This is a genomic window from Nocardioides panacis, assembly GCF_019039255.1.
In the GTDB taxonomy this organism is placed as follows: Bacteria; Actinomycetota; Actinomycetes; order Propionibacteriales; family Nocardioidaceae; genus Nocardioides_B; species Nocardioides_B panacis.
The window spans coordinates 228,467-249,895 of the sequence record NZ_CP077062.1; the positions used below are offsets into that span (position 1 = coordinate 228,467).

Sequence of the window (21,429 nt, forward strand, 5' to 3'; positions counted from 1 at the left end):
TCAGATCCCGTTGAACCGTGCGGTCTCGATGGCCGCCTGCGCCCGCAGGGACACCGGCCACGAGGCGACGAACCCGTCCATGGCAGCGTCCCACGGCGGGGTGGCGGACACGAAGTCGCTGGCGACGGCGTCCGCGAGCGCCTCGTCCCCGTCGCCCAGGGCCCGGTCGACGAGCGCGAGCAGCCGGTCCAGGGCGGAGGTCTGCTGCAGCACGAACAGCTCCAGCGCCCGGTCGCGCAGCAGCCCCATCAGCACGAACTCGTCGCCGCCGGGCAGGTGCGCGAGGTGCGCCCGCAGCAGGTCGCGCACCTCCGGTACGTCGCGGCGCAGCGCCTCGACCAGGTCCTCCAGGCTCATGCCGTGCCTCGCAGGAACCGGCCCCGGGGCATCGCGTAGACGTAGCGCGCGCCGGGGTACTCGCTCAGCGACCAGAGCTGGTCGCGGGCGGGCCAGTAGGTGATGTCCTCGGGGCCGACCGACAGCTGCCACCGGTGCTCGACCAGCTCGCCCGGCCGGCCGACCCACACGCTGCCCAGGCGGTACCGCCCGCGGCTGGTGGTGACGAACCAGGTGCCGTCGACCACGGTCGCGCCCTGCATCCCGGGGACGCCGCCGTCGTCGAGGGTGAGCGGGACCGAGCGGCCGTCCGGCTCGGCGTGCAGCAGCGAGGACACCGGGTCGATCCCGTAGCGCACCAGGCGGGTGGACATCTCGCCCCGGCCGTACTCGCCGGCGACGAGCCGGTGCGGGCTGGTGCTCCGGTCCAGCGACGCGAACGAGTAGCGCAGCTGGTCCGTGCCGTGGCCGGCGTGCGCGTCGTAGGTGAAGCGCACCGGGAGCAGGTAGCGGTAGCCGAACGCGTCGACCCGGTCGCCGGTCACCCGCAGCCGGGTCGCGTCGCCGGCCGGCGCCCGCACGATGTCGTCGAGCCGGAACGAGCTGAACCCGCGCGCGGTGCCGGCGACGTGCACGTGGTCGCCGTGCCAGACGATCCCGCCGGCGTGCACGGTCACCGGGCGTACGTCGACCGAGCCGTCGTCGCGCAGGAACGGCTCCACGAGGAGCACGTGGCGGTAGCGCAGGTCCGAGGGGTCGGTCAGGTCCACCAGCGTCAGCCGCGCGCCGTGCGAGCAGCCGTCCACCTCGTGGGAGTAGGAGCTGGTCATCAGGAGCTGCCGGCCGTCGACGTCGTCACCCGCCCCACCGGTGGCCGAGTCGGCCGACGTGGTGATGCCCTGCGGCCACCAGCGCGGCGAGCGCATGTCCTCGCGGTCCCACCGGAAGCCCCACACGGCCGCCGGCGCCGGCACCCGCACGGCGCGCGCCCGGCGGTCCAGGTCGCCGAGCACCCCGCGCAGCCCGACGCGGCCGCCCAGCCGGTCGGCGAGCGCGTCGACCTCCGCGGCGCGGTCCGCGCCGCGCAGCAGGTGCACGCCTGCGTGCTGGCCGGGGCGCGGCTCGGGAGGCTCCACCTCGACAGTCTGACGGAAGCCGTGAAAATGGCATCATGCGGACCGTGCCTTCCTCGCCAGCCGCCGACGTCCTGGTGGTCGGTGCTGCGGTCGTGCGGCACGGTCGCGTGCTGGCCACCCGGCGCACGCATCCTCCGGAGGCCGCCGGGAGGTGGGAGTTCCCGGGCGGCAAGGTCGAGCCGGGGGAGGAGCTCGCCGCGGCGGTGGTCCGCGAGGTCCGCGAGGAGCTCGGCTGCGGGGTGGTGGTGACCCGGGTGCTCGACGGGGCCCAGCCGGTCAAGCCGGGCTACACCCTGCGGGTCGCGGTGGCCGAGCTGGTGGACGGCGAGCCGGTGCCGCGCGAGCACGACCTGCTGCGCTGGCTCGGCCCCGAGGAGCTCGACGTGGTGCCCTGGCTGGCGCCGGACCTGCCGTTCCTCGCCGAGCTGCGCGAGCTGCTGCTCGACGGCCACCCCCTGGAGGGCGGCAACGTCGGAGGCGCGGTCCGGATCGGGCACACCGTGCGCCGCCCGACCGGGCCGTGGACCCCCGCGGTGCACCGGCTGCTCGACCGGGTGCGCGGGCTGCGGGCGGTGCCGCAGGTGCTGGGCGTCGACGCCCGGGGCCGCGAGGTGCTGACCTACCTGCCCGGCACGATCGTCGACCTGGACGACGCCGTGCTCTCCGACGCGCAGCTCGAGGACCTCACCCGCTGGACCCGCGAGCTGCACGACGCGGTCGACGGGTTCGTCGGCGAGGGGCCCTGGCGGTTCTTCCCGGTCGACGGCGCGCACCTGGTCGGGCACAACGACGTGGCGCCGTACAACGTGGTGTTCGCGAGGGACCGGGTCGCCGGCGTCTTCGACTGGGACCTGGCCGGCCCGACCACCCGGCTCTTCGAGCTGGCGCACCTGGCCTGGAGCGGCGTGCCGCTGTTCCGGGAGACCCCGCCGGCCGACGTGGCGCGGCGCCTCGAGCTGATGGCCGCGACGTACGGCGGCGGGGTGAGCGCGCGGCAGATCCTGCACACCGTGCCGGTCCTCAAGCAGGTCGGGGTGGACGGCATCCGGGCCTGGATCGAGGCCGGGGACCCGGCCGGCGTCGCGCAGGCGGCCGTCGGCGAGCCGGCGCGCACCGAGCGGGCCGTGGCCGCCCTGGCGGCGCGCGTGCCCGCGATCGAGGAGGAGCTGTCGTGACGGTCCGGGCGGTGCTCTACGAGGAGGACGACGCGCGCGCGGTCGCGGCCCGGCTGCGGGCGAGCGGCTTCGAGGCGTCCGTCGCGCGGGAGCGGTTCGCGGGCGAGGACGACGACGAGGACCACCCCTGGACGGTGCTCACCGACAGCGCCGGTGTTCATGGTCGAGGTGGTCGTCGAGGAGCACGACGGCTGGGTCGACGACGCGCCGCCGGACAGCCCGGCCGCACCCGCCGCGCCGCTCGACCTCCCGGACGGGCCACGTCGGGTCAAAGGGCACTTCCGGGCGCCCTAGAGTTGGAGCCATGGACCAACGGATGCTGCTCGTGCACGCCCACCCCGACGACGAGACCATCGGCCAGGGCGCGACCATGGCCAAGTACGTCGCCCGGGGCACCCAGGTCACCCTGGTGACCTGCACCCTCGGCGAGGAGGGCGAGGTGCTGGTGCCCTCCCTGGAGCACCTCGCGGCCGACAAGACCGACGCGCTCGGCGAGCACCGCGTCACCGAGCTGGCCAACGCCATGAAGGAGCTCGGGGTCACCGACCACCGGTTCCTCGGCGGGGCCGGCCACTACCGCGACTCCGGGATGATGTGGGACGAGCAGCGGCGTGCCGTCGCCCGTGCCGAGACCAAGGAGGGCACGTTCTGGCGCGCCGACCTCCTGGAGGCCTCGGACCTGCTCGTCGACATCATCCGCGAGGTCCGCCCGCAGGTGCTGGTGACCTACGACCAGTACGGCAACTACGGCCACCCCGACCACATCCAGGCGCACCGGGTCGCGACGTACGCCACCGCGCTGGCCGCCGTCACGTCCTACCGCCCCGAGCTCGGCCCGGCCTGGGACATCGCCAAGGTCTACTGGGGCGCGATGTCGATGAACCGGATGCGGGAGGGCCTGCGGGCGCTGCGCGCGGCCGGCGACACCACGTCCTTCGAGGGCATGGACCCCGAGGGCGAGATGCCGCCGTTCATGGTCCCCGACGACCAGCTGTCGGCCGTGGTCGAGGCCGACGAGTTCGCCGAGGCGAAGATGCGGGCCATGAAGGCGCACGCCACCCAGATCTCGGTCGACGGCCCGTTCTTCGCGCTGTCGAACAACATCGGCAACCAGGTGTGGGGCACCGAGTTCTACCGGCTCGCCAAGGGCGTGCAGGGACCGACCAACGAGGCCGGTCTCGAGACGGACCTGTTCGCGGGTCTTGACTAGGGCGCTGCGCCACCTGGCCGCACTGCTGGTCGGACTCGTCGTCGGCGTCGCGTCGGTGGCGGTGCACCGCTCGGCGTTCCCCCCTCGGGCTGCTCCTCGCGGCGGTCACGACCTACGCCGTGCCGTGGTGGCTGCTGCGCTCGTCGGCCCCGCGGACGGCGACGACCTACGCCGTCGGCTGGCTGGCCGTGCTCGGCGTGGCGGTCGCGGGCCGCCCCGAGGGCGACTTCGCGGTCGCCCAGGACCTCGAGGGGATCGCGTTCCTCGTGGTGGGTCTCGGGTTGGTCGCCGTGGCGCTCGCCGGGATCACTGGCGGACGCGGTTCGGGCACGTAGGGTCTGCTCGTGAGCGACGAGCCGTACCGCACCAGCGACCGCCGCGTGATCCCGGCCCTGATGCTGGGCCTGGTCGCACTGTTCGGCGCGGTGTACGTCGCCGGCTACTTCTTCACCTCCGACCGCATCCCCCGGGGCACGACGGTCAGCGGCGTCGAGATCGGCGGCCTGACGCCGGTCGCCGCGCAGGCCCGGTTGCGCACCGGCCTCGAGCAGCGGGCCACCGACCCGGTCCGGGTCGTCGCGAACGGCGAGCCCGCGAGCATCGACCCGACCGGCGCCGGTCTCTCGGTCGACGTGCCGGCCACGGTCGCGCAGTCGGGCGGCGGCCGCAGCTGGGAGCCGGGCCGCATGTGGGACTACTTCGCCGGCGGCAGCGACGAGGACGCGGTCGTCCGCGTGGACCGCGACGCCCTGGACCGGGCGGTCGCCGAGGTGGCCGACGAGGTCGACGTACCAGCGGTGGAGGGGTCGGTCGCGTTCGCGGGCGGGGAGGCCGTCGCGAAGTACCCCGAGAAGGGCACGGTCGTCGACCGGGACGCCGCGGCCGACGCGGTCACCGGGGCCTTCCTCGGCGCGGGCGACCCCGTCGAGCTGCCCACCGTCGAGGCGGACCCGCAGGTCGGCAAGGACGCGGTCAGCCGCGCGATGGAGGGCTTCGCCAACCCGGCGGTGTCCGCGTCCGTCGTGGTCGCGCTCGCCGGCGAGGGCGTCTCGCTGCAGCCCGAGGACTTCACGCCGGCGCTGTCGATGACGCCCGTCGACGGCGAGCTCGAGCCGGTGCTCGACGGCGCGGTGCTGGTCGACGCGCTGGGTCCGCGGATGCGCACGATCGCCCGCTCGCCCCGGGACGCGTCGTTCCGGATCGTCCGCGGGGTGCCGGAGGTGGTGCCGTCCCGGGTCGGCGTGACGTTCGACCCGGCCGACGTGACCGGCCGGTTCCTCGACGTGCTCACCAGGACCGGCGCCGACCGGCGGCTCGACGTCGCCAGCGTCGAGGCCCCGCCGGACTTCACCACCGAGGCGGCGAACGCGCTCGGCGTGACCGAGCGGGTCTCCTCGTTCACCACGAGCTTCCCCTACGCGTCGTACCGGAACCAGAACCTCGGGCGGGCCGCGGAGCTCATCGACGGCACCCTGCTGAAGCCCGGCGACACCTTCAGCCTCAACGACACGGTCGGCGAGCGGACCGCCGCGAACGGCTTCACCAAGGGCTTCGTGATCAGCGACGGGGTGTTCAGGGAGGACTTCGGCGGCGGCGTCAGCCAGGTCGCGACCACGACGTTCAACGCCGCCTTCTTCGCCGGGCTCGAGGACGTCGAGCACAAGCCGCACTCGTTCTACATCGACCGCTACCCGGTCGGCCGAGAGGCCACCGTCGCGTGGGGCGCGGTCGACCTGCGCTTCCGGAACACCACGCCGTACGGCGTCTACGTCCGGGCCTCCGTCGACCCGTCGAGCCCGTCGCGGCAGGGCGCCATGCACGTGTCGATGTACTCCACGAAGTACTGGGACATCAAGGCCGAGCAGTCCGCGCGCTACAACGAGACGGCGCCCGAGACCCGGCAGCTCAGCGGACCGGAGTGCGTGCCGAACACCGGCTACGGCGGCTTCGACATCGACGTCTACCGCCTGTTCTACAAGGCCGGGTCCTCGAAGCTGGACCACCGGGAGACCATGCACACCCGCTACACCCCGTCGGACTCCGTCGTCTGCTCCTGACCAGCGCTGGTTGAGGTGCCCGAGGCGCTAGCCGAGGGCCTCGAAACCTGGTCACTCGGTCGCGCGGCTCTGGCCCCGCCGTGAGAGACCCGGAAGGTCGTCGAACCGGCCCTCGATCAAGGCGATCCTCTTGGCCCGGCTCCAGCCCTGCACCCGCTTCTCCATCGCGTAGGCCTCGGCGATGGAGTCGTACGCCGCGTGCCACCTGAGCCGGACGGGGCGACGTCGGCGGGTGTACGCGGCGCCCAGTCCCTCCTGATGCTCGGACAGGCGGCGCTCGAGGTCCCAGGTGCTCCCGACGTAGAACGACTTGTCTCGGCACTCGAGGATGTAGACGAAGGGCATGGGACAGCGTGTCCGCTGATCCCGGCAGGGACAACGGCGGTCTCCTCTGTCTGTGGACAGCGACCTGGTGCGGGGTGGTTTCGAGGCTCGCTGCGCTCGCACCTCAACCAGCGTTGGTCGAGGTGTCCGAGGCGCTGGCCGGTCTCGCGTTGGTTGAGGTGTCCGAGGCGCTGGCCGGTCTCGCGTTGGTTGAGGTGTCCGAGGCGCTGGCCGAGGGCCTCGAAACCTGGTCCGTCGCGAAGGTGCGGGTGGTCTCGAGGCTCGCTGCGCTCGCACCTCGACCAGCGTTTGGCGGGGCTAGAGGACGCGCACGGTGACCCGGTCGGGGGGCGCCGAGCGGGAACCAGCGCCGCCACGCGTCGTACAGCTCGTGCAGGTCGCCCGGTGAGAGCTTCACGCAGCCGTAGGACCGGTAGTCGTTGACCTTCGGGTACTCCCAGCGGCACAGCTGGTCGCCCCGGGTGTCCGCGCACTGCCGGTTGCCGGCGCCCTGCTCGGAGTGGATGAACAGGTCGGTGCGCATCGTGCCGTGGGCGCAGGTCTTCTGGCCGAGGTAGATCGCCCGGCCCTTGATCAGGTTGCCGTGGTAGTCCGCGAACAGCCGCGGCCGGTAGGTCCCGTCCGGCAGCCAGCCGCGGTTGCGTGCGCAGGAGTCCGTCGCGTTGCGGAAGTAGCCGGACCCGGCCCGCCACTCCAGCCGCTGCAGGGACGTGCGGTGGCTGCCGGTGCCGCGGAACACCTCCCAGGTCAGCGTCGAGCGGAAGGTGTCCCGGTAGTTCTTGTGGAAGGTGATCACCGCGTAGCGCGCGGAGCCCTCCGCGGTGGCCGCCGGCGCGACGGTCAGGCCGGCGACCAGCGCCAGCATCAGCAGCGCGAGGCGGGTGCGCACGTCAGGCCCCCTGGGCGAGGTAGCGGTAGGTGTGGTGGGTGCGGAAGCCGAGCCCGGCGTAGAGCGCGAGCCCGGGTGCGTTGTCGCCGCGGACCTGGAGGTACGCCGTGCCGGCACCGCGCTCGGCGGCCCACTCGAGGAGCTCGGCCATCACCACGAGCGCCAGGCCGCGGCGCCGGTGGTCGACCGAGACCCACACGTCGGTGATGCCGGCCCAGTCGCCGTCGGCGGCCACCCGGCCCTTGGCGACGACCACGCCGTCCTCGACGACGGAGACGAAGCCGACCTCGGCCGGCCCCTCGAGCACGGCGACCGCGTCGGCCGGGTGCGCCCGGGCGCGCGCGTCGTTGGCCAGCCAGCCGGGACCCGCCGTCTGGCTCACCAGCGCAGTCGGTGCGGACGGCGGCAGCAGCCGGCGCACGGCGCGGGAGGCCTGGGCGACGGAGGCCAGCTGCAGCTCGGAGTCGGCCTCGCCGGGCCGTGCGGTCCGCCAGCCGGCGTCCGCGAACCGGTCCCCGGTCTCCGAGCCGACGACGACCTGGGCCCAGGCCGGGAGATGGTGCCCGGCGTAGAACGCGACCACCCGGTCCAACGCCTCGCCGAACGGCACGCCGGGGTCGCCGATCGCCATCACGGAGTTGGCCCGCGCGCTGAAGCCGCCGGACGCGCGCAGCAGCCAGTCGCCGAGGTCCTCGGTGTGCACCGCCGGCCACGAGGCGTTCGACAGCAGGCAGGCCTGCTCCGCGCTGACCCGCATGCGGGGCGAGGGACGCGGCGGGACCGGCTTGCCGGACACCACGTCGGCCAGCGCGATCTCGGTGAGGGCGCCGTCCTCGGAGCGGACCGTGAGCACCGGCGGCGACCAGGTCTCCAGCACCCCGAGCAGGTCGGTCATCGCGGGCCCGCCGGAGGGGCCGGTGCGGCCGGGCAGCACCCGTCGCACGACCACCCGCAGGCCGACGCAGTGCGGCCCGAGGCCGGGGGGAGAGCTCATGGGACCGAGGGCTTTCGTCTTGCGTGGCGGGGTTCGGTGCGAGGTGCGCCGGACGTGATACTAGGCTGTGAAGGACCACCACAGAGCTTTATCGGGAGGAACAAGGTGACCTACGTCATCGCCCAGCCCTGCGTCGACCTGAAGGACCGGGCCTGCGTCGACGAGTGCCCCGTCGACTGCATCTACGAGGGCAAGCGGATGCTCTACATCCACCCTGACGAGTGCGTCGACTGCGGTGCGTGCGAGCCGGTCTGCCCGGTCGAGGCGATCTTCTACGAGGACGACACCCCGGAGCAGTGGAAGGACTACTACAACGCCAACGTCGACTTCTTCGACGACCTCGGCTCGCCCGGTGGTGCGGCCAAGCTCGGCGTGATCGACAAGGACCACCCGCTTATCGCGGCGCTGCCCTTCCCGCAGAACGCCGAATGACCTCCAGCCACGACGACGCGCCGCCCACCGCACCCTGGTGGGCGGCGCGTTCGGTTTCCACCTCGCTGCCGGACTTCCCGTGGGACCACCTCACGGCGTACGGCGACCGCGCGCGGGCGCACCCCGACGGCCTCGTCGACCTCTCGGTGGGCACGCCGGTCGACCCCACCCCCGAGGTCGTGCAGCAGGCCCTGGCGGCGGCCGCCGACTCGCCGGGGTACCCGCTCACCGTCGGCCGCGCGGACACCCGGCAGGCGGCCGTCGACTGGCTGGCCCGCAGCTTCGGGGTGACCGGGCTCGACGTCACCGGGGTGCTGCCGGTGATCGGCTCCAAGGAGCTGATCGCCTCGCTGCCCCTGCACCTCGGGCTGGGCGCCGGTGACGTCGTGGTGCAGCCGGCGCTGGCCTACCCGACCTATGAGGTGGGCGCCCGGCTGGCCGGGGCCCGGGCCGTGGCGACCGACTCGCTGACGTCCGTCGGCCCGGAGCGGGTGAAGCTGGTCTGGCTGAACTCGCCGTCCAACCCGACCGGACGGGTGCTGCCGGTCGACCACCTGCGCAAGGTGGTCGCGTGGTGCCGGGAGCGCGGCGCGCTGCTGGTCTCCGACGAGTGCTACCTGGAGATGGCGTGGGAGGGCGAGCCGCCCGTCTCGGTGCTGCACCCCGACGTCTGCGACGGCGACCACACCGGGATCCTCTCGGTGCACTCGCTGTCCAAGCGCTCCAACCTGGCCGGCTACCGCTGCGCCTTCGTGGCCGGCGACCCGGCCGTCGTCGGCGAGCTGCTCGCGGTGCGCAAGAACCTCGGCCTGCAGATGCCCGGCCCCCAGCAGCACGCGATGCGGGTGGCGCTCGAGGACGACGCGCACGTGGCCGTGCAGCACGCCCGGTACGCCCGGCGCCGTGCCGACCTGCGGGCGGCGCTGGAGGGTGCCGGGTTCCGCGTCGACGCCTCCGAGGCGTCGCTCTACCTGTGGGTGACCCGCGGCGAGCCCTGCTGGGACACCGTCGGCTGGCTGGCCGACCGGGGCATCCTGGTCGCGCCGGGGGAGTTCTACGGGCCGTCCGGCGCCGAGCACGTGCGGGTGGCGTTCACCGTCACCGACGAGCGGGTGGCGGCCGCCGTACGACGCCTGGCCGACCGGGACTGAGGACCGGGCTCAGCCGGCCTGCTCGTAGCCGGGCATCGGGATCGCGCTGACGATGGGGGTGCGCATCGGGGCGGCGGCGAACACGCGGACCGCGGAGACGCTGCCCATCCGGACCACGGCGTGCTCGGCGTCGTCGGAGTGCAGCACCACGCCGTGCCCGTCGACCGCGGCGACCCGGCCGGTGAGCCACTGGCCCTCGACGAGGACCTGCACGGCGACGTTGTTGTCGTGCGCGCGGTTGAGCGCGGTCCCGATCGTGTAGAGAACCGAGTCACTGAACATGAGCTACCCCCTGGAGGTCGTGAGGATGGCCCTCGACCCCTCGATTGGCACCGGGAGGGGAGTACCCCCCAGGTCATGCCCTCATCGTGGTCCCCGGGCCCCGTCCGGCGCATCGGCCTCCCGTCCCGGACCGGCTGGCCGAACGCCGGGGTGATGACCCGAAAGGACTAGATAGCCGGGCTTATCCGTATTGCGGCTTTTGTCGTGGTTGCCCGATGCGGCGGACGGTCAGGGCGTCGCGCCGCGGGGCGCCGGCATCAGCGCCGCCGCCGGGTCGACCGGCGGCGAGAACGGCGCCCGGGTGGAGACCCGGACCGCCGCGACGCTCTCCATCCGGACCACCGCGTGCTCCGATCCGTACCCCGTGGCGGAGCCGGCGGAGGAGTCGAGCACCACGCCGTGCCCGTCGACGGCGAGCACCTGGCCGCCGAGCCACTGGCCCTCGACGAGGACCTGGACCCCGAGCTGGTTGTCGCGGGCGCGGTTCAGTGCCGTGCCGATCGTGTAGATCATGGAGTCGCTGCTCATCATGGTGTGGTCCCCCCCACTGGTCGTCTCGCAGAACACCCGCCAGGCCCCCCTGTGCGCGCGTGGGTCCAGCCTCGCGGTCGGTCCCCACGCCGTCAACGACATCCAGGTCAAATAACGCGAGAGGGACGAACCGGAAGGATCACGGGACGTCGACGTGCACGTGGTCGCGGTGCTCCAGGATCCTGCGGTCCCCGGGGGCGTTGCCCGGGTCGTAGTCGCGCCAGCCCTGCTCGGAGCGGGCCCCGGCGGTCCAGATCCGCTTGTCGAAGATGACGTGGTCGATCTCGAGCCGGGACGCGTGCGCGACCAGGTACGACGCGATCGCCCAGCCGGTGCGCTTGTGGGCGGCGCTGATCGGCCGCACGAAGACGTCGATCGCGCGGCCCTCGTAGTGCGCCGAGCCCTTCATGTGGCCGGTCGAGACGCCGCCTGCGTCGTACCCCCCGAGCGGCAGCGCGCCGAACGCCTTGCGCAGGTCGCGGCGGACCCGGTCGGCGCGCGGCGTCAGTCCGTTGCGGCCGGGTGCCTGGGACGCGGCCGAGCCGGGGTCGTCGACCACGCAGCTGAACCGGGCCCGGCTGTAGCCGCTGAGCGCCGAGGCCAGGGCCCGGCTGTCGGCGGCGTGGTCCTCGTAGGCCTCCGGGAAGCCGGATCGCTGCACCTCCTGCGCCGCCTCGGTGATCCGCATCGTCTGGTAGCCGTCGACCTTCACCAGCGCGTCGTAGAACTTGTTCACTGCGTAGTACGGGTCCTGGATCTGCGCCGCGGTCCCCCAGCCCTGGGAGGGCCGCTGCTGGAAGAGCCCGAGGGAGTCCCGGTCGCCGTGGTCCAGGTTGCGCAGCTTGCTCTCCTGGTAGGCGGTGGCCAGCGCGATCGAGGCGGCCCGCGCCGGCAGCCCGCGCCGGACGCCGACCGCGACGATCGTGGTGGCGTTCTCGGCCTGCTCGGTGGACAGGTCGACGACCACGCCGCCGACGCTGGCCCGGCAGCCCTCGGGGTCGGGGAGCGGCCCCACGCCCCGGTCGTAGAGCGCGAACACGCCGGCTGCCACGGCGAGGCAGGCGAGCAGCACGACCGCGGCCCGGGCGGGACCGCTGCGCCGTCGCCTAGTTGGCATGCAGGTCGGCGTTCAGCGCGATCCCGTCGCCGCCCCACGCGGCCGCCTCGACGGCACCGGTCGTGGAGTTGCGGCGGAACAGCACGTTGCTGGCCCCGGAGAGCTCGGAGGCCTTGACCACCCGGGCGTCGGCGCCCAGGACGCTCACCTTGGTGCCGGCGGTGACGTAGCAGCCGGCCTCGACCACGCAGTCGTCGCCGAGCGAGATGCCGATGCCGGCGTTCGCACCGATCAGGCAGCGGCGGCCGACGGAGATGACCTCCTTGCCGCCTCCGGACAGCGTGCCCATGATCGAGGCGCCGCCGCCGACGTCGGAGCCGTCCCCGACGACCACGCCCGCGCTGATCCGGCCCTCGACCATCGAGGCGCCCAGCGTGCCGGCGTTGTAGTTCACGAAGCCCTCGTGCATGACGGTGGTGCCCTCGGCCAGGTGCGCGCCGAGCCGCACGCGGTCGGCGTCGGCGATCCGCACGCCGGTCGGCAGCACGTAGTCGGTCATCCGCGGGAACTTGTCGACGCCGAGCACCGTCACCCGGCCGCGGGCCTCGGTCAGCCGGAGCCGGGTGGCCTCGAAGCCGTCGACCGCGCAGGGGCCGGCGTCGGTCCACACGACGTTGGCGAGCAGCCCGAAGACGCCCTCCAGGCTGACCGTGTGCGGGGCGACCAGCCGGTGGCTGAGCAGGTGCAGCCGCAGCCAGGCGTCCTGCGGGTCGGCCGGCGGTGCCTGCAGGTCGGTGACCACGGTGCGGACCACCCGGCGCCGTACGCCGCGCACCTCGTCGACCCCCTCGAGACGGGCCAGCTCGACGGGGGAGCCCGGGACGTCGTCGGGGGCGCCCAGCCGCGGGGACGGGTACCACGTGTCGAGGACCCCGCCCTCACCCTCCACGCCGGCGTACGTCGCGAGGCCGTCGCCCCAGGCAGCGGTCGGGGCGTCGGTCGGGGCGGTGTCGGCAGTCGAGGAGGTCACGGCTCAACGCTACCCAAGGCGGTGCGAAGGGGTCCGGACCGGGACGGCTGGTTGGATGGGGCCCATGCATCTAGATCTCACCGTGGACGCCGCCCAGCTGACCGAGGACCTGGTCAACATCGAGTCGGTCAGCGGCAACGAGCAGAAGATCGCCGACGCGATCGAGACGGCCCTGCGCGGGCTGGACCACCTGGAGGTGCAGCGTTTCGGGCAGACCGTCGTCGCCCGCACCCGGCAGGGCCGCGCCGAGCGGGTGGTGATCGCCGGGCACATCGACACCGTGCCGCTGAACGCGAACCTGCCCGCCCGCCGGGACGCCGAGAACCTGCACGGCCTGGGCACCTGCGACATGAAGGCCGGCGTCGCGATCGCGCTGAAGCTCGCCGCGACGATGCCGGTCACCAACCGCGACATCACCTACCTGTTCTACGAGTGCGAGGAGGTCGAGGCCGAGCGCAACGGCCTCCAGCTGCTCGCCGAGAGCAACCCCGACCTGCTGCAGGCCGACTTCGCGATCCTGATGGAGCCCTCCGACGCGGTCGTCGAGGCGGGCTGCCAGGGCACCCTGCGGGTCGACGTACGCACCACCGGCGTGCGCGCGCACTCCGCGCGCTCCTGGACCGGCGTCAACGCGATCCACGCCGCCGGCGAGGTGCTGGCCCGGCTGAACGCCTACGAGGCCCGCCGGCCGGTCATCGACGGGCTGGAGTACCACGAGGGCCTGAACGCGGTCTACATCTCCGGCGGCGTCGCCGGCAACGTGCTGCCCGACGAGTGCGTGGTCTCGGTCAACCACCGGTTCGCTCCGGACCGCTCGGTCGAGGAGGCCTACGCGCACATGCGCGAGGTCTTCGACGGCTTCGAGATCGAGCTCAGCGACTCGGCACCGGCGGCGATGCCCGGGCTGTCCGTGCCGGCCGCCGCGGCGTTCCTGGAGGCCGTGGGCGGGACCGCCAACCCCAAGTTCGGGTGGACCGACGTCGCACGGTTCAGCGCCCTCGGCGTCCCCGCGGTGAACTTCGGCCCCGGCGACCCGCACCTCGCGCACAAGCAGGACGAGTTCGTCCCGCTCGCGCACATCGCGACCGTCGAGCGGCAGCTCCGGTCCTGGCTGGGGGAGGGAACATGAGCAACCACGTCCCGGAGCGCTTCCGTGGCCGCACGGTGATGCGGCGCGACCAGATCGACTCCAGCACCACCGACCAGCGGCTGCTGGACTCCCGCGGCTCGGCGGACTGGCTGCACACCGACCCGTGGCGGGTGCTCCGCATCCAGAGCGAGTTCGTGGAGGGCTTCGGCACGCTGGCCGACCTCGGCCCGGCGATCTCGGTGTTCGGCTCGGCCCGCACCTCCGTGGACGACCCGGCGTACGCCGCCGCCGAGGCGATCGGCGCCCGGCTGGTCGCGGCCGGCTTCGCGGTGATCACCGGCGGCGGCCCCGGGGTCATGGAGGCGGCCAACAAGGGTGCCTGCGAGTCCGGCGGCATCTCGGTCGGGCTCGGCATCGAGCTGCCCTTCGAGGCCGGCCTCAACGCGTACGTCGACCGCGGGCTGAACTTCCGCTACTTCTTCGCGCGCAAGACGATGTTCGTGAAGTACGCCCAGGGCTTCATCGTCCTGCCGGGCGGCTTCGGCACCTTCGACGAGCTGTTCGAGGCGCTCACGCTCGTGCAGACCCAGAAGGTCACGTCGTTCCCGATCGTGCTGGTCGGCACGGCCTACTGGTCCGGACTGGTCGACTGGCTGCGCTCCACGGTGCTGGCCGACGGCAAGATCTCCGAGGCCGACCTGGACATGTTCGTGGTCACCGACGACGTCGACGAGGCGGTCGCGGTGATGGTCCGCGCCCAGCGGGCCCGGGCCAGCAACGCTCCCGGGGCCGGCGAGACGCCGACGGACGCGGAGCAGCCCGACTAGGCAGGCGTCTCTACGATCGGTGCATGACGTGGTTGTTCGCCGTGATCGTGGTCGCCGTGATGGGCGGCATCGCCGTGGTGGCCGCCGGCGCCGGCGGCTCGATGGCGGAGTCCTTCGACGACCGCCCGGACGCCCGGGTGCCGGCCGAGGGTCCGCTGACCGCCCAGGACCTGCGCCGGGTCCGGTTCTCCACGGCCGTGCGGGGCTACCGGATGTCCGAGGTGGACGCGCTGCTCGACCGGCTCGCCGCCGAGCGCGAGCCGCGGCCCGGGTCCGACGACCGGCCTCACGACCCGGCCCGGCCGGCCGACGACACCGGGGCCTGAGGTGCGCACCCGCCTCGAGCGGAGCGTCGACATCGACGTGCCCGCCGACGAGGTCTGGCAGCACGTCACCGACTGGCCCCGCCAGGACGAGTGGATCCCGCAGACGCGGGTGGAGAACGTCGACGACGCCCGGAGCCTGGGCGGCCGGTTCCGGGCCTGGAGCGGGATCGGCCCGGTCGGCTTCTGGGACCCGATGACGATCACCGCCTGGGAGCGCACCGCCGACGGCGGGGGCCGCTGCGAGGTGCTGCACCGCGGCGCGGTCGTGAAGGGCGAGGGCGAGTTCTCCGTGGTGGCCCGCGGCGAGCACGCGAGCACGTTCGTGTGGGCCGAGGTGGTGGTGATCCCCTTCGGCGCGCTGGGGGCGGCCGGCTTCCGCGTCGTACGCCCGGTCGTGGAGTGGCTGCTCGACAAGGGACTCGGCACCCTGCGGGGCCAGGTCGAGCGGGAGAGCGCGGCTCGCCGGGGCCGCTGACCCCGTAGAACGTGCGGGGAGGGCTCCGCGTCGGGCATGCTCGCCCCGTGACTCCGTTGCTCATCACCTGGGTGCTGACCGTGCTCGCGGCCGTCGTGGTCGTGCTGACCCGCGTCCGGCTCTCCCGCGAGGACGGCGACGCGGCCGGCCGCATCGCGATCCCCAAGGCCGTCCTCCACCTGCACACGATCGCCGGCGTCCCGGCGCTGGTCGTGTGGGTGGCCTTCCTGCTGACCGGCACGACCGTGCTCGGCGTGGTCGGCCTGCTGCTGTGGTGGGTGACCGTCGTCGCCGGGCTGCTGGTGCTGGCCCGGTGGTTGCCCGCCAAGGGCCGGCACTCCTCCGGACCGGCCACCGACAGCTGGGGCGAGGGCCCGGGCCTCTCGGTGCTGGCGCACGTCGGGCTGCTGGTCGGGACCGTGATCTGGACCGTCTTCCTCGCCCTCGACAAGATCCCCTGACCGGTGCCCCGCCCGCTGCGCACGGTCCTGCCCGTCCTGCTGCCCGTCCTGCTGCCCGCCCTGCTACTGGGCGTGCTGGGTGTGTTGGGAGTCGTCCAGCCGGCCGCCGGCGCGACCGGCGGCCCGGCGGCGCGGTCCGGTCCCGCGCGTCCGGCGGTCGTCGAGACGCGGGTGATCGGGCGTTCGGTGCAGGGCCGGCCGATCCGCGCCTACCGGGTCGGTGACCCGGCGTCGGCGAACCGGGTGGTGGTGATGGCCACCCTGCACGGCGACGAGCCGCGGACCCGGCTGCTGCTGGCCGCCGTCCGGGACGGCCGCCCGGTCCGCGGCATCGACCTGTGGCTCGTCCCGGTCGCGAACCCCGACGGGCTGGCCCGCGGGACCCGCCGCAACGCGCACGGCGTGGACCTGAACCGCAACTACCCCTACCGCTGGGCCGACCTCGACGGGCACTACGAGTCCGGCCCGCGCGCGGGCTCCGAGCCCGAGACCCGGGCGCTGATGGCGTTCTTCGACGAGGTGCGCCCCCCGCTGGGTGGTGAGCTTCCACCAGCCCCTCGACGGCGTCGACGTGTCCAGCCCGGAGTCCCGCCCGTTCGCGCGTCGGCTGGCGCGCTCGCTGCACCTGCCCCGCAAGCCGCTCACCTGCGGCGGCGTCTGCCACGGCACGTTCACCCAGTGGTTCATGGCCCGGCACGCCGGGGTCGCCGTCACCGCGGAGTACGGCCGGCACCCGGGCCGGCACCGGATGACGGTGACCGCTCCGCGCCAGCTGCTGCGGGTGCTGGGCGCCTCGCGCTGAGCGGCGCTACCGTGGGTCGATGCTGAGCATCAGGACGATCTGCCTGCACGCCGACGACGCGGAGCGGGGGGCCGGCTTCTGGTCCTCGGCCCTCGGCTACGCGCCCCATCCCCAGGCGCCCGACGTGCTGCTGCCGCCGGACGGCGGTCCCCGGGTGGGGCTGTACGGCGACGTGGTGCACGTCGACCTGTCCACCTCCGGTCCCGAGGACCAGCGGGCCGAGGTGGAGCGGCTGGTGTCGCTCGGTGCGCAGCGCGTGGAGGACTGGCCCTACCCGAAGGACCCGGACTTCGTCGTGCTCCGTGACCCCGAGGGCAACCTGTTCTGCGTGCTGGACCACTGAGACCGGCTCAGAACGTCGCCTTCACCCAGGCCGTGGGGCCCATCACGATCCGCGGCGACGCCGACGGGTCGAGCCACCGCACCAGCCACCGGACGTCGCCGAGTGGCGCGGCCACGCACCCCGCGGTGTAGCGGCTGCGCTGCACGTGCAGGAAGATCCCGCCTCCCCGCCGGGTGTCCGCGGGTCGGGTGGCGACGTACTGGCGGCGCTGGGGGGACCAGTGCGCGCCCTGGGGCAGGTTGAAGCCGAGCACCACCGCGTGGGCGTACTCGTAGCCGTAGGACGCCAGCCGCTCGTGGTAGTCGGCGCGCCAGTGCGAGCCCGCGGCCCGGGACGGCTGGTAGACGTTGTACGTCGCCGGGTCGCGCGGCTCGTAGGGCCAGACGTCGTCGCCGTCGACGTGCGTGTAGGGCAACCGCGCCCCGGGGTCGGCCCGGTTGCCGAAGGCCGCGGGCAGCGCGAACCGGCCGGCCGGGGTGGTGCCGGTGTTCTGCCGGCGCTGGGCGGCGCGCACCCAGCCGTTCCAGCCGAGCCGGACCCGGACCGGTCCGCGCACCCGGCGCCAGCCGGAGCCGTCGCGCTCCCAGGCGCTGAGCGAGGCCCGGGTGTCCGACCAGCGGCCGCTGGTGACCGTGACGAGCTGGCGCACGCCGGGCCCCACCGCGAGGTACGACGGGAGGGGCCGGGTCGCGGCGCCCGCGGTCGGGACCGTGACGGGAGCGGCGAGCAGCAGGGCGAGCGCCACGACCGGACCGAGCAGCGTGGCGGCCGCCCGGCGCACTACCGGCCCTCGAAGACGGGCTTCTGCTTGGCCACGAACGCGTCGACGGCGTTGCGGTGGTCCGCGGTGCCGCCGGTGAGCGCCATCATCTCGGCCTCGAACGCGAGCGAGGAGACGAAGTCGTGGCCGGCGCTGTACTCCAGCGAGCGGCGGATCGCGCCGTAGGACACCGTCGGTCCCTCGGCGAGGCGGCGAGCCAGCCCGGCCACCTCGTCGGCCAGGCCGTCGCCGGGCACGACCGTGGTCGCCAGCCCGAGGGCCAGCGCCTCGTCGGCCTTGATGGTGCGCGGGAAGTAGAGCAGCTCGAGGGCCTTGGCGCGGCCGACCAGCTTCGGCAGCGTCCACGACGAGCCGGTGTCGCAGGACAGCGCGATCCCGCTGAACGCCAGGTTGAAGCCGGCGGTCTCGGCCACCACCCGGAAGTCGCAGGCGAACGCCAGGCTCGCGCCGGCACCGGCGGCCACGCCGTTCACCGCCGCGACGACCGGCTTCGGCATCGTGGCCAGCGCGGTCACCGTCGGGTTGTAGTGGTCCGGCACGGTGCGGAACAGCGCGTCCGAGGAGCTGTCGTTGAGGATCGTCACGTGCTCCTTGAGGTCCTGGCCGACGCAGAACGCCCGCCCGGTCCCGGTGAGCACCACGCAGCGCACCGCGTCGTCGCCCGACGCCTCGAGCACCGTGTCGCGCAGCGCCACCTTGGTCGCGACGTCCAGGCTGTTCATCGCGTCGGGGCGGTTCAGGGTGATCGTCGCGACACCGTCGGTCACGGCGTACAGCACGGGCTCGGTCATCAGCGGGCTCCAGTCTGGTCTCTCACGGGGGCGTGCGGGTGCGGGGGGTCTGGGGCGTCGGGGGCGGTGCCGGCCAGGCAGGCGTCCACGAAGCGGGACGCCGCCGGCTGCAGCCGCGCGGCCTCCTCGGCGAAGAACGTAGCCGCCCCGTGCCCGGCCCAGTCGGCCGGCAGCAGCACGGCCGGCAGGCCCGGGTCGGTGAACAGGAACTTGCGCCACTCGTGGACGAGGACCGAGCGTACGGCGAACGCCCGCTCGTCCGGCGCGGCGGCCTCGACGCCGGCGAGCTCCGAGGCGGGGTCGTCGAGCAGCCGCTCGGCGAACCGCCGCCAGGCACCGTACGCCGCGGAGAGCCGGTCGAGGTCCCAGGCCGACCGGGCCCGCTCGGCGGGCGCCCCGTCCTGGGCCCGGAACCGGGCGAACCCGGCCCCCTCGGCCTCCAGCAGCCGGTCGGCCTCCGGGGAGGCGACGGGGCTGATCCAGGTGCTGTCCGACAGCGCGGCGTACCCCAGGAACGACAGGCCGCTGCGCACCCGGTCCCGCGCCGAGCGGTGCGCGACCGGGTCCAGCACCAGCAGGTCCCAGGCGCCGTCCCAGGTGGCCTCGCGGGTCCGGTAGATCCGGCCGGCCGCGTCGTCGAGCCGCTCGCGGGCCCGTCCGGTCAGCGCGTACCCGGGTCCCGACTCCAGCCGGACCGGCTCCAGCCAGCCCTGCCGCACCATCCGGGAGACGGCGGTGCGGACCGCCGGCGGCGCGATCTCCAGGGGGGCGAGCAGCCGGACCAGAGCGGCCACCGGGGCCCGGTCGCCGCGGGTCCGCAGGTGGTCGCCGAAGAGGTCGAAGAGCGCGGACCGGGCGTGCACGCCGACGAGTCTGCCGCACGACCTTCGGCTGGTTGGCCGTGGCGCGGGGGGAATATGGGGGATAATGGCCACAGAAACGCAGCAGCGCCGCGATCAGGGGCGCATCGATCACAGGAAGAGGTGTGCGCATGGCGGCGATGAAGCCGCGGACGGGCGACGGCCCGCTCGAGGTCACGAAGGAGGGGCGCGGCATCGTGATGCGGGTGCCCCTCGAAGGTGGTGGCCGCCTGGTGGTCGAACTCAACGCTGACGAGGCCAAGGCACTCGGCGAGGCGCTCGACGCCGTCGTCGGCTGACCCTCGTCCCTGCACGACGTCAGGACCCCGTCCGCTCCCCGGAGCGGGCGGGGTCCTCGCGTTCCCGCCGCCGCAGGTAGGGTCGGGGCACCCGAGCCCCGCGGCATGCGTCGCAGCTCGTACGTCGATGCAGAAGGAGGCGCCGTGGCGCTGCCCACCCAGGTGTCGCCGCCGCAGGTCGCGGTCAGTGACGTCGCCCCGTCCGCCGTCGTCGGCGCCGACGTCGTCGCGATCCCCGTGCTTCCCGGGCCCGACGGGCCCACCCTCGGTCCCGGTGCCGCCGAGCTCCTCGACGAGCTCGACGCGGACCTGTTCGGCCTCCTCGACGCGTTCTCGGTCACCGGTGCGGTCGGCGAGGTCGTCGAGCACCCGGTCCTCGACACCACCGGGCTGAGCAACCCCGACCTGCGGGTGCTGCTGCTCGTCGGGGTCGGCGACGGCACCCCCGACGACCTGCGGCGCGCCGGCGCGACGCTGGCCCGGCGGACCCGTGGCCGGCTGTCGGTCGCGACCTCGCTGGCGGCGCTGTGCGACGACGCCGGCATCCGGGCGCTCGTCGAGGGCCTGGTGCTCGGCTCCTACGAGTTCCACTGGCGCTCCGACGGGCCGTCGACGCAGCCCGTGGGCCGGGTCGTGCTGGCCGGCCTCGTCGGCGCGGACGACCGCCGGGACGTCGTACGACGGGCGCTGGCGGTGGCCGGTGCCGGCTGGCGGGCGCGCACGCTCGCGCTCGTGCCCTCCAACGTGAAGAACCCCGTCTGGCTGGCCGAGCAGGCCTCCGAGGCAGCCACCGCGGCCGGCCTGCAGGTCAAGGTCTGGGACGAGAAGGCGCTGGCGGCCGACGGCTTCGGCGGGATCCTCGGGGTCGGCCAGGGCTCCGACAACCCGCCCCGGCTGGTGCGGCTCGACTACACCCCGAAGCGCGGCGGCCGGAAGGCCCCGCACGTCGTGCTGGTCGGCAAGGGCATCACCTTCGACACCGGTGGCCTCTCGATCAAGCCGCGCGACAACATGATGACGATGAAGCGGGACATGACCGGCGCCGGCGTCGTGCTCGCGGTGATGGCCGCGCTGGCCGACGTCGACTGCCCGGTGCGGGTGACCGGCCTGCTGCCGCTCGCCGAGAACTCCGTGGGCGCCCGCTCGACCCGGCCCGGCGACGTGCTGACGCACTTCGGCGGTCGCACCACCGAGGTCACCAACACCGACGCCGAGGGCCGGCTGGTGCTGGCCGACGCCCTCGCCTACGCGGTCGCGGAGCTCGAGCCCGACGTCCTCGTCGACATCGCCACGCTGACCGGGGCGATGAAGACCTCGCTCGGCCAGAAGACCGGCGGCTTCTTCGCCACCGACGACGCGCTCGCGGCCACGCTGCGGACCGCCTCGCTGGCGAGCGGCGAGCCGCTGTGGCGGATGCCCCTGGTGGCCGACTACGAGGAGCGGATCTCCTCCAAGGTCGCCGACGCCGACAACGCCGGCGGCGGCCCGGGCGCGATCACCGCCGCGCTGTTCCTGCAGCACTTCACCGGCGGCCTGCCGTGGGCGCACCTCGACGTCGCGTCCGTCGGGGACTCCCCGGTCGACGAGTACGAGTACAGCAAGGGCGCCACCGGCTTCGGGGCCCGCGTCCTGCTGTACTGGCTGGAGCAGCGCGAGCCGCTGGCCGGGGTCCAGGGCTGACGAGGTGCACGGTCCGCTGGTCGCCGGCCGGCGGGTCCGCGCGCCGCGCCGCTGCGTCGTACGCCTGAG

Annotated in this window: 28 protein-coding genes and 1 pseudogene; 17 read left to right on the forward strand and 12 right to left on the reverse strand. The window is 74.0% G+C overall.

Annotated elements, in window-relative coordinates; translation table 11 throughout:
- Both KRR39_RS01165 and KRR39_RS01170 read right to left on the reverse strand, forming a co-directional pair.
- Positions 1-357, reverse strand: coding sequence for a hypothetical protein (locus KRR39_RS01165; RefSeq protein WP_216940003.1), 357 nt, complete (start codon positions 355-357; stop codon positions 1-3).
- Positions 354-1,472, reverse strand: a complete 1,119-nt coding sequence (locus KRR39_RS01170; protein WP_216940004.1) for a hypothetical protein — start codon at positions 1,470-1,472, stop codon at positions 354-356. Before KRR39_RS01170 ends, KRR39_RS01165 begins: the two co-directional genes overlap by 4 nt.
- Positions 1,473-1,516: 44 nt before the next feature.
- Between KRR39_RS01170 and KRR39_RS01175 the strand changes: the two genes are divergently transcribed.
- From KRR39_RS01175 to KRR39_RS01195, 5 genes are all read left to right on the forward strand, one after another.
- Entirely contained in the window at positions 1,517-2,647 is a 1,131-nt protein-coding gene (locus KRR39_RS01175) for an NUDIX domain-containing protein (RefSeq protein WP_216940005.1), read from the forward strand.
- 153 nt (positions 2,648-2,800) lie between these two features.
- Complete coding sequence (locus KRR39_RS01180) at positions 2,801-2,941, forward strand: hypothetical protein (protein WP_216940006.1); 141 nt, start codon at positions 2,801-2,803, stop codon at positions 2,939-2,941.
- A 10-nt stretch (positions 2,942-2,951) separates the two neighbouring features.
- Positions 2,952-3,857: an N-acetyl-1-D-myo-inositol-2-amino-2-deoxy-alpha-D-glucopyranoside deacetylase gene (gene mshB / locus KRR39_RS01185; protein WP_216940007.1), complete on the forward strand. Its 906-nt coding sequence runs from the start codon at positions 2,952-2,954 to the stop codon at positions 3,855-3,857.
- A gap of 119 nt (positions 3,858-3,976) precedes the next feature.
- Positions 3,977-4,192 (forward strand): hypothetical protein, encoded by a 216-nt coding sequence (locus KRR39_RS01190; protein WP_216940008.1) that lies wholly within the window; start codon positions 3,977-3,979, stop codon positions 4,190-4,192.
- Positions 4,193-4,201: 9 nt separating this feature from the next.
- Positions 4,202-5,914 carry a VanW family protein gene (locus tag KRR39_RS01195; RefSeq protein WP_216940009.1) on the forward strand — a complete coding sequence of 571 codons (1,713 nt, stop codon included), beginning with the start codon at positions 4,202-4,204 and terminating at the stop codon, positions 5,912-5,914.
- A 51-nt stretch (positions 5,915-5,965) separates the two neighbouring features.
- Here the strand turns inward: KRR39_RS01195 and KRR39_RS01200 are convergent, their stop codons facing one another.
- The 3 genes from KRR39_RS01200 to KRR39_RS01210 all read right to left on the reverse strand — a co-directional run bounded on the left by KRR39_RS01200 (position 5,966) and on the right by KRR39_RS01210 (position 8,142).
- Complete coding sequence (locus KRR39_RS01200; RefSeq protein ID WP_216940010.1) at positions 5,966-6,259, reverse strand: GIY-YIG nuclease family protein; 294 nt, start codon at positions 6,257-6,259, stop codon at positions 5,966-5,968.
- A gap of 103 nt (positions 6,260-6,362) precedes the next feature.
- Positions 6,363-7,148 carry a hypothetical protein gene (locus KRR39_RS01205; protein ID WP_216940011.1) on the reverse strand — a complete coding sequence of 262 codons (786 nt, stop codon included), beginning with the start codon at positions 7,146-7,148 and terminating at the stop codon, positions 6,363-6,365.
- A gap of 1 nt (position 7,149) precedes the next feature.
- Positions 7,150-8,142 (reverse strand): GNAT family N-acetyltransferase, encoded by a 993-nt coding sequence (locus KRR39_RS01210; protein ID WP_216940012.1) that lies wholly within the window; start codon positions 8,140-8,142, stop codon positions 7,150-7,152.
- A gap of 105 nt (positions 8,143-8,247) precedes the next feature.
- On the opposite strand from KRR39_RS01210, the gene fdxA reads away from it, so the two are divergent.
- Together fdxA and dapC are read left to right on the forward strand one after the other, a co-directional pair.
- Positions 8,248-8,574, forward strand: a complete 327-nt coding sequence (fdxA, locus tag KRR39_RS01215; RefSeq protein ID WP_216940013.1) for a ferredoxin — start codon at positions 8,248-8,250, stop codon at positions 8,572-8,574.
- Positions 8,571-9,725 carry a succinyldiaminopimelate transaminase gene (dapC, locus tag KRR39_RS01220; protein WP_216940014.1) on the forward strand — a complete coding sequence of 385 codons (1,155 nt, stop codon included), beginning with the start codon at positions 8,571-8,573 and terminating at the stop codon, positions 9,723-9,725. The genes fdxA and dapC overlap by 4 nt, the downstream gene beginning before the upstream one ends.
- Before the next feature lie 9 nt (positions 9,726-9,734).
- Here dapC and KRR39_RS01225 read toward each other — a convergent pair whose 3' ends face one another.
- The 4 genes from KRR39_RS01225 to dapD form a co-directional block, all read right to left on the reverse strand.
- Positions 9,735-10,007: a hypothetical protein gene (locus tag KRR39_RS01225; protein ID WP_216940015.1), complete on the reverse strand. Its 273-nt coding sequence runs from the start codon at positions 10,005-10,007 to the stop codon at positions 9,735-9,737.
- 228 nt (positions 10,008-10,235) lie between these two features.
- Positions 10,236-10,535, reverse strand: a complete 300-nt coding sequence (locus KRR39_RS01230; RefSeq protein WP_216940016.1) for a hypothetical protein — start codon at positions 10,533-10,535, stop codon at positions 10,236-10,238.
- Between the two features lie 142 nt (positions 10,536-10,677).
- Complete coding sequence (locus KRR39_RS01235) at positions 10,678-11,655, reverse strand: VldE C-terminal domain-containing protein (protein WP_216940017.1); 978 nt, start codon at positions 11,653-11,655, stop codon at positions 10,678-10,680.
- Positions 11,645-12,625, reverse strand: a complete 981-nt coding sequence (dapD, locus tag KRR39_RS01240) for a 2,3,4,5-tetrahydropyridine-2,6-dicarboxylate N-succinyltransferase (protein ID WP_216940018.1) — start codon at positions 12,623-12,625, stop codon at positions 11,645-11,647. The genes KRR39_RS01235 and dapD overlap by 11 nt, the downstream gene beginning before the upstream one ends.
- Before the next feature lie 64 nt (positions 12,626-12,689).
- On the opposite strand from dapD, the gene dapE reads away from it, so the two are divergent.
- From dapE to KRR39_RS01275, 8 genes and pseudogenes are all read left to right on the forward strand, one after another.
- Positions 12,690-13,754: a succinyl-diaminopimelate desuccinylase gene (dapE, locus tag KRR39_RS01245; RefSeq protein WP_216940019.1), complete on the forward strand. Its 1,065-nt coding sequence runs from the start codon at positions 12,690-12,692 to the stop codon at positions 13,752-13,754.
- Complete coding sequence (locus KRR39_RS01250) at positions 13,751-14,542, forward strand: LOG family protein (protein WP_216940020.1); 792 nt, start codon at positions 13,751-13,753, stop codon at positions 14,540-14,542. The genes dapE and KRR39_RS01250 overlap by 4 nt, the downstream gene beginning before the upstream one ends.
- A gap of 23 nt (positions 14,543-14,565) precedes the next feature.
- Positions 14,566-14,868, forward strand: coding sequence for a DivIVA domain-containing protein (locus KRR39_RS01255; RefSeq protein WP_216940021.1), 303 nt, complete (start codon positions 14,566-14,568; stop codon positions 14,866-14,868).
- Between the two features lies 1 nt (position 14,869).
- On the forward strand, positions 14,870-15,343 hold the full coding sequence (locus tag KRR39_RS01260; RefSeq protein WP_216940022.1) for an SRPBCC family protein: 474 nt from the start codon (positions 14,870-14,872) through the stop codon (positions 15,341-15,343).
- A 47-nt stretch (positions 15,344-15,390) separates the two neighbouring features.
- The gene (locus tag KRR39_RS01265) at positions 15,391-15,804 is read left to right on the forward strand and encodes a hypothetical protein (protein WP_216940023.1); all 414 of its coding nucleotides are present in this window, start codon (positions 15,391-15,393) and stop codon (positions 15,802-15,804) included.
- A gap of 81 nt (positions 15,805-15,885) precedes the next feature.
- A pseudogene (locus tag KRR39_RS25780) lies at positions 15,886-16,311 on the forward strand (M14 family zinc carboxypeptidase); the annotation flags it as partial.
- A 31-nt stretch (positions 16,312-16,342) separates the two neighbouring features.
- Positions 16,343-16,606 (forward strand): hypothetical protein, encoded by a 264-nt coding sequence (locus KRR39_RS24090; protein ID WP_254185428.1) that lies wholly within the window; start codon positions 16,343-16,345, stop codon positions 16,604-16,606.
- Positions 16,607-16,625: 19 nt separating this feature from the next.
- A complete protein-coding gene (locus tag KRR39_RS01275) occupies positions 16,626-16,949 on the forward strand; it encodes a VOC family protein (protein WP_216940025.1) in 324 nt (107 codons plus the stop codon).
- Between the two features lie 7 nt (positions 16,950-16,956).
- On the opposite strand, the gene KRR39_RS01280 is transcribed toward KRR39_RS01275, so the two are convergent.
- From KRR39_RS01280 to KRR39_RS01290, 3 genes are read right to left on the reverse strand one after another with little or no spacing between them, the layout of a single operon-like run.
- On the reverse strand, positions 16,957-17,730 hold the full coding sequence (locus KRR39_RS01280; protein ID WP_216940026.1) for a L,D-transpeptidase family protein: 774 nt from the start codon (positions 17,728-17,730) through the stop codon (positions 16,957-16,959).
- Complete coding sequence (locus tag KRR39_RS01285; protein ID WP_216940027.1) at positions 17,730-18,521, reverse strand: enoyl-CoA hydratase/isomerase family protein; 792 nt, start codon at positions 18,519-18,521, stop codon at positions 17,730-17,732. The genes KRR39_RS01280 and KRR39_RS01285 overlap by 1 nt, the downstream gene beginning before the upstream one ends.
- Positions 18,521-19,384 carry a PaaX family transcriptional regulator gene (locus KRR39_RS01290; RefSeq protein WP_216940028.1) on the reverse strand — a complete coding sequence of 288 codons (864 nt, stop codon included), beginning with the start codon at positions 19,382-19,384 and terminating at the stop codon, positions 18,521-18,523. Before KRR39_RS01290 ends, KRR39_RS01285 begins: the two co-directional genes overlap by 1 nt.
- A 128-nt stretch (positions 19,385-19,512) precedes the next feature.
- Here KRR39_RS01290 and KRR39_RS01295 point away from each other — a divergent pair, with 128 nt between their 5' ends.
- Together KRR39_RS01295 and KRR39_RS01300 are read left to right on the forward strand one after the other, a co-directional pair.
- Positions 19,513-19,680, forward strand: coding sequence for a DUF3117 domain-containing protein (locus KRR39_RS01295; RefSeq protein ID WP_216940029.1), 168 nt, complete (start codon positions 19,513-19,515; stop codon positions 19,678-19,680).
- Positions 19,681-19,824: 144 nt separating this feature from the next.
- Positions 19,825-21,360, forward strand: coding sequence for a leucyl aminopeptidase (locus KRR39_RS01300; RefSeq protein WP_254185429.1), 1,536 nt, complete (start codon positions 19,825-19,827; stop codon positions 21,358-21,360).
- Positions 21,361-21,429: the final 69 nt, after the last annotated feature.

Coding starts and splice junctions, on each gene's coding strand:
- KRR39_RS01165 (WP_216940003.1), bottom strand. CDS start 357: ATGAGCCTGGAGGACCTGGTCGAGGCGCTGCGCCGCGACGTACCGGAG.
- mshB (WP_216940007.1), top strand. CDS start 2,952: ATGGACCAACGGATGCTGCTCGTGCACGCCCACCCCGACGACGAGACC.
- KRR39_RS01200 (WP_216940010.1), bottom strand. CDS start 6,259: ATGCCCTTCGTCTACATCCTCGAGTGCCGAGACAAGTCGTTCTACGTC.
- KRR39_RS01210 (WP_216940012.1), bottom strand. CDS start 8,142: ATGAGCTCTCCCCCCGGCCTCGGGCCGCACTGCGTCGGCCTGCGGGTG.
- dapC (WP_216940014.1), top strand. CDS start 8,571: ATGACCTCCAGCCACGACGACGCGCCGCCCACCGCACCCTGGTGGGCG.
- KRR39_RS01225 (WP_216940015.1), bottom strand. CDS start 10,007: ATGTTCAGTGACTCGGTTCTCTACACGATCGGGACCGCGCTCAACCGC.
- KRR39_RS01230 (WP_216940016.1), bottom strand. CDS start 10,535: ATGAGCAGCGACTCCATGATCTACACGATCGGCACGGCACTGAACCGC.
- KRR39_RS01235 (WP_216940017.1), bottom strand. CDS start 11,655: ATGCCAACTAGGCGACGGCGCAGCGGTCCCGCCCGGGCCGCGGTCGTG.
- dapE (WP_216940019.1), top strand. CDS start 12,690: ATGCATCTAGATCTCACCGTGGACGCCGCCCAGCTGACCGAGGACCTG.
- KRR39_RS01250 (WP_216940020.1), top strand. CDS start 13,751: ATGAGCAACCACGTCCCGGAGCGCTTCCGTGGCCGCACGGTGATGCGG.
- KRR39_RS01255 (WP_216940021.1), top strand. CDS start 14,566: ATGACGTGGTTGTTCGCCGTGATCGTGGTCGCCGTGATGGGCGGCATC.
- KRR39_RS01275 (WP_216940025.1), top strand. CDS start 16,626: ATGCTGAGCATCAGGACGATCTGCCTGCACGCCGACGACGCGGAGCGG.
- KRR39_RS01285 (WP_216940027.1), bottom strand. CDS start 18,521: ATGACCGAGCCCGTGCTGTACGCCGTGACCGACGGTGTCGCGACGATC.
- KRR39_RS01295 (WP_216940029.1), top strand. CDS start 19,513: ATGGCGGCGATGAAGCCGCGGACGGGCGACGGCCCGCTCGAGGTCACG.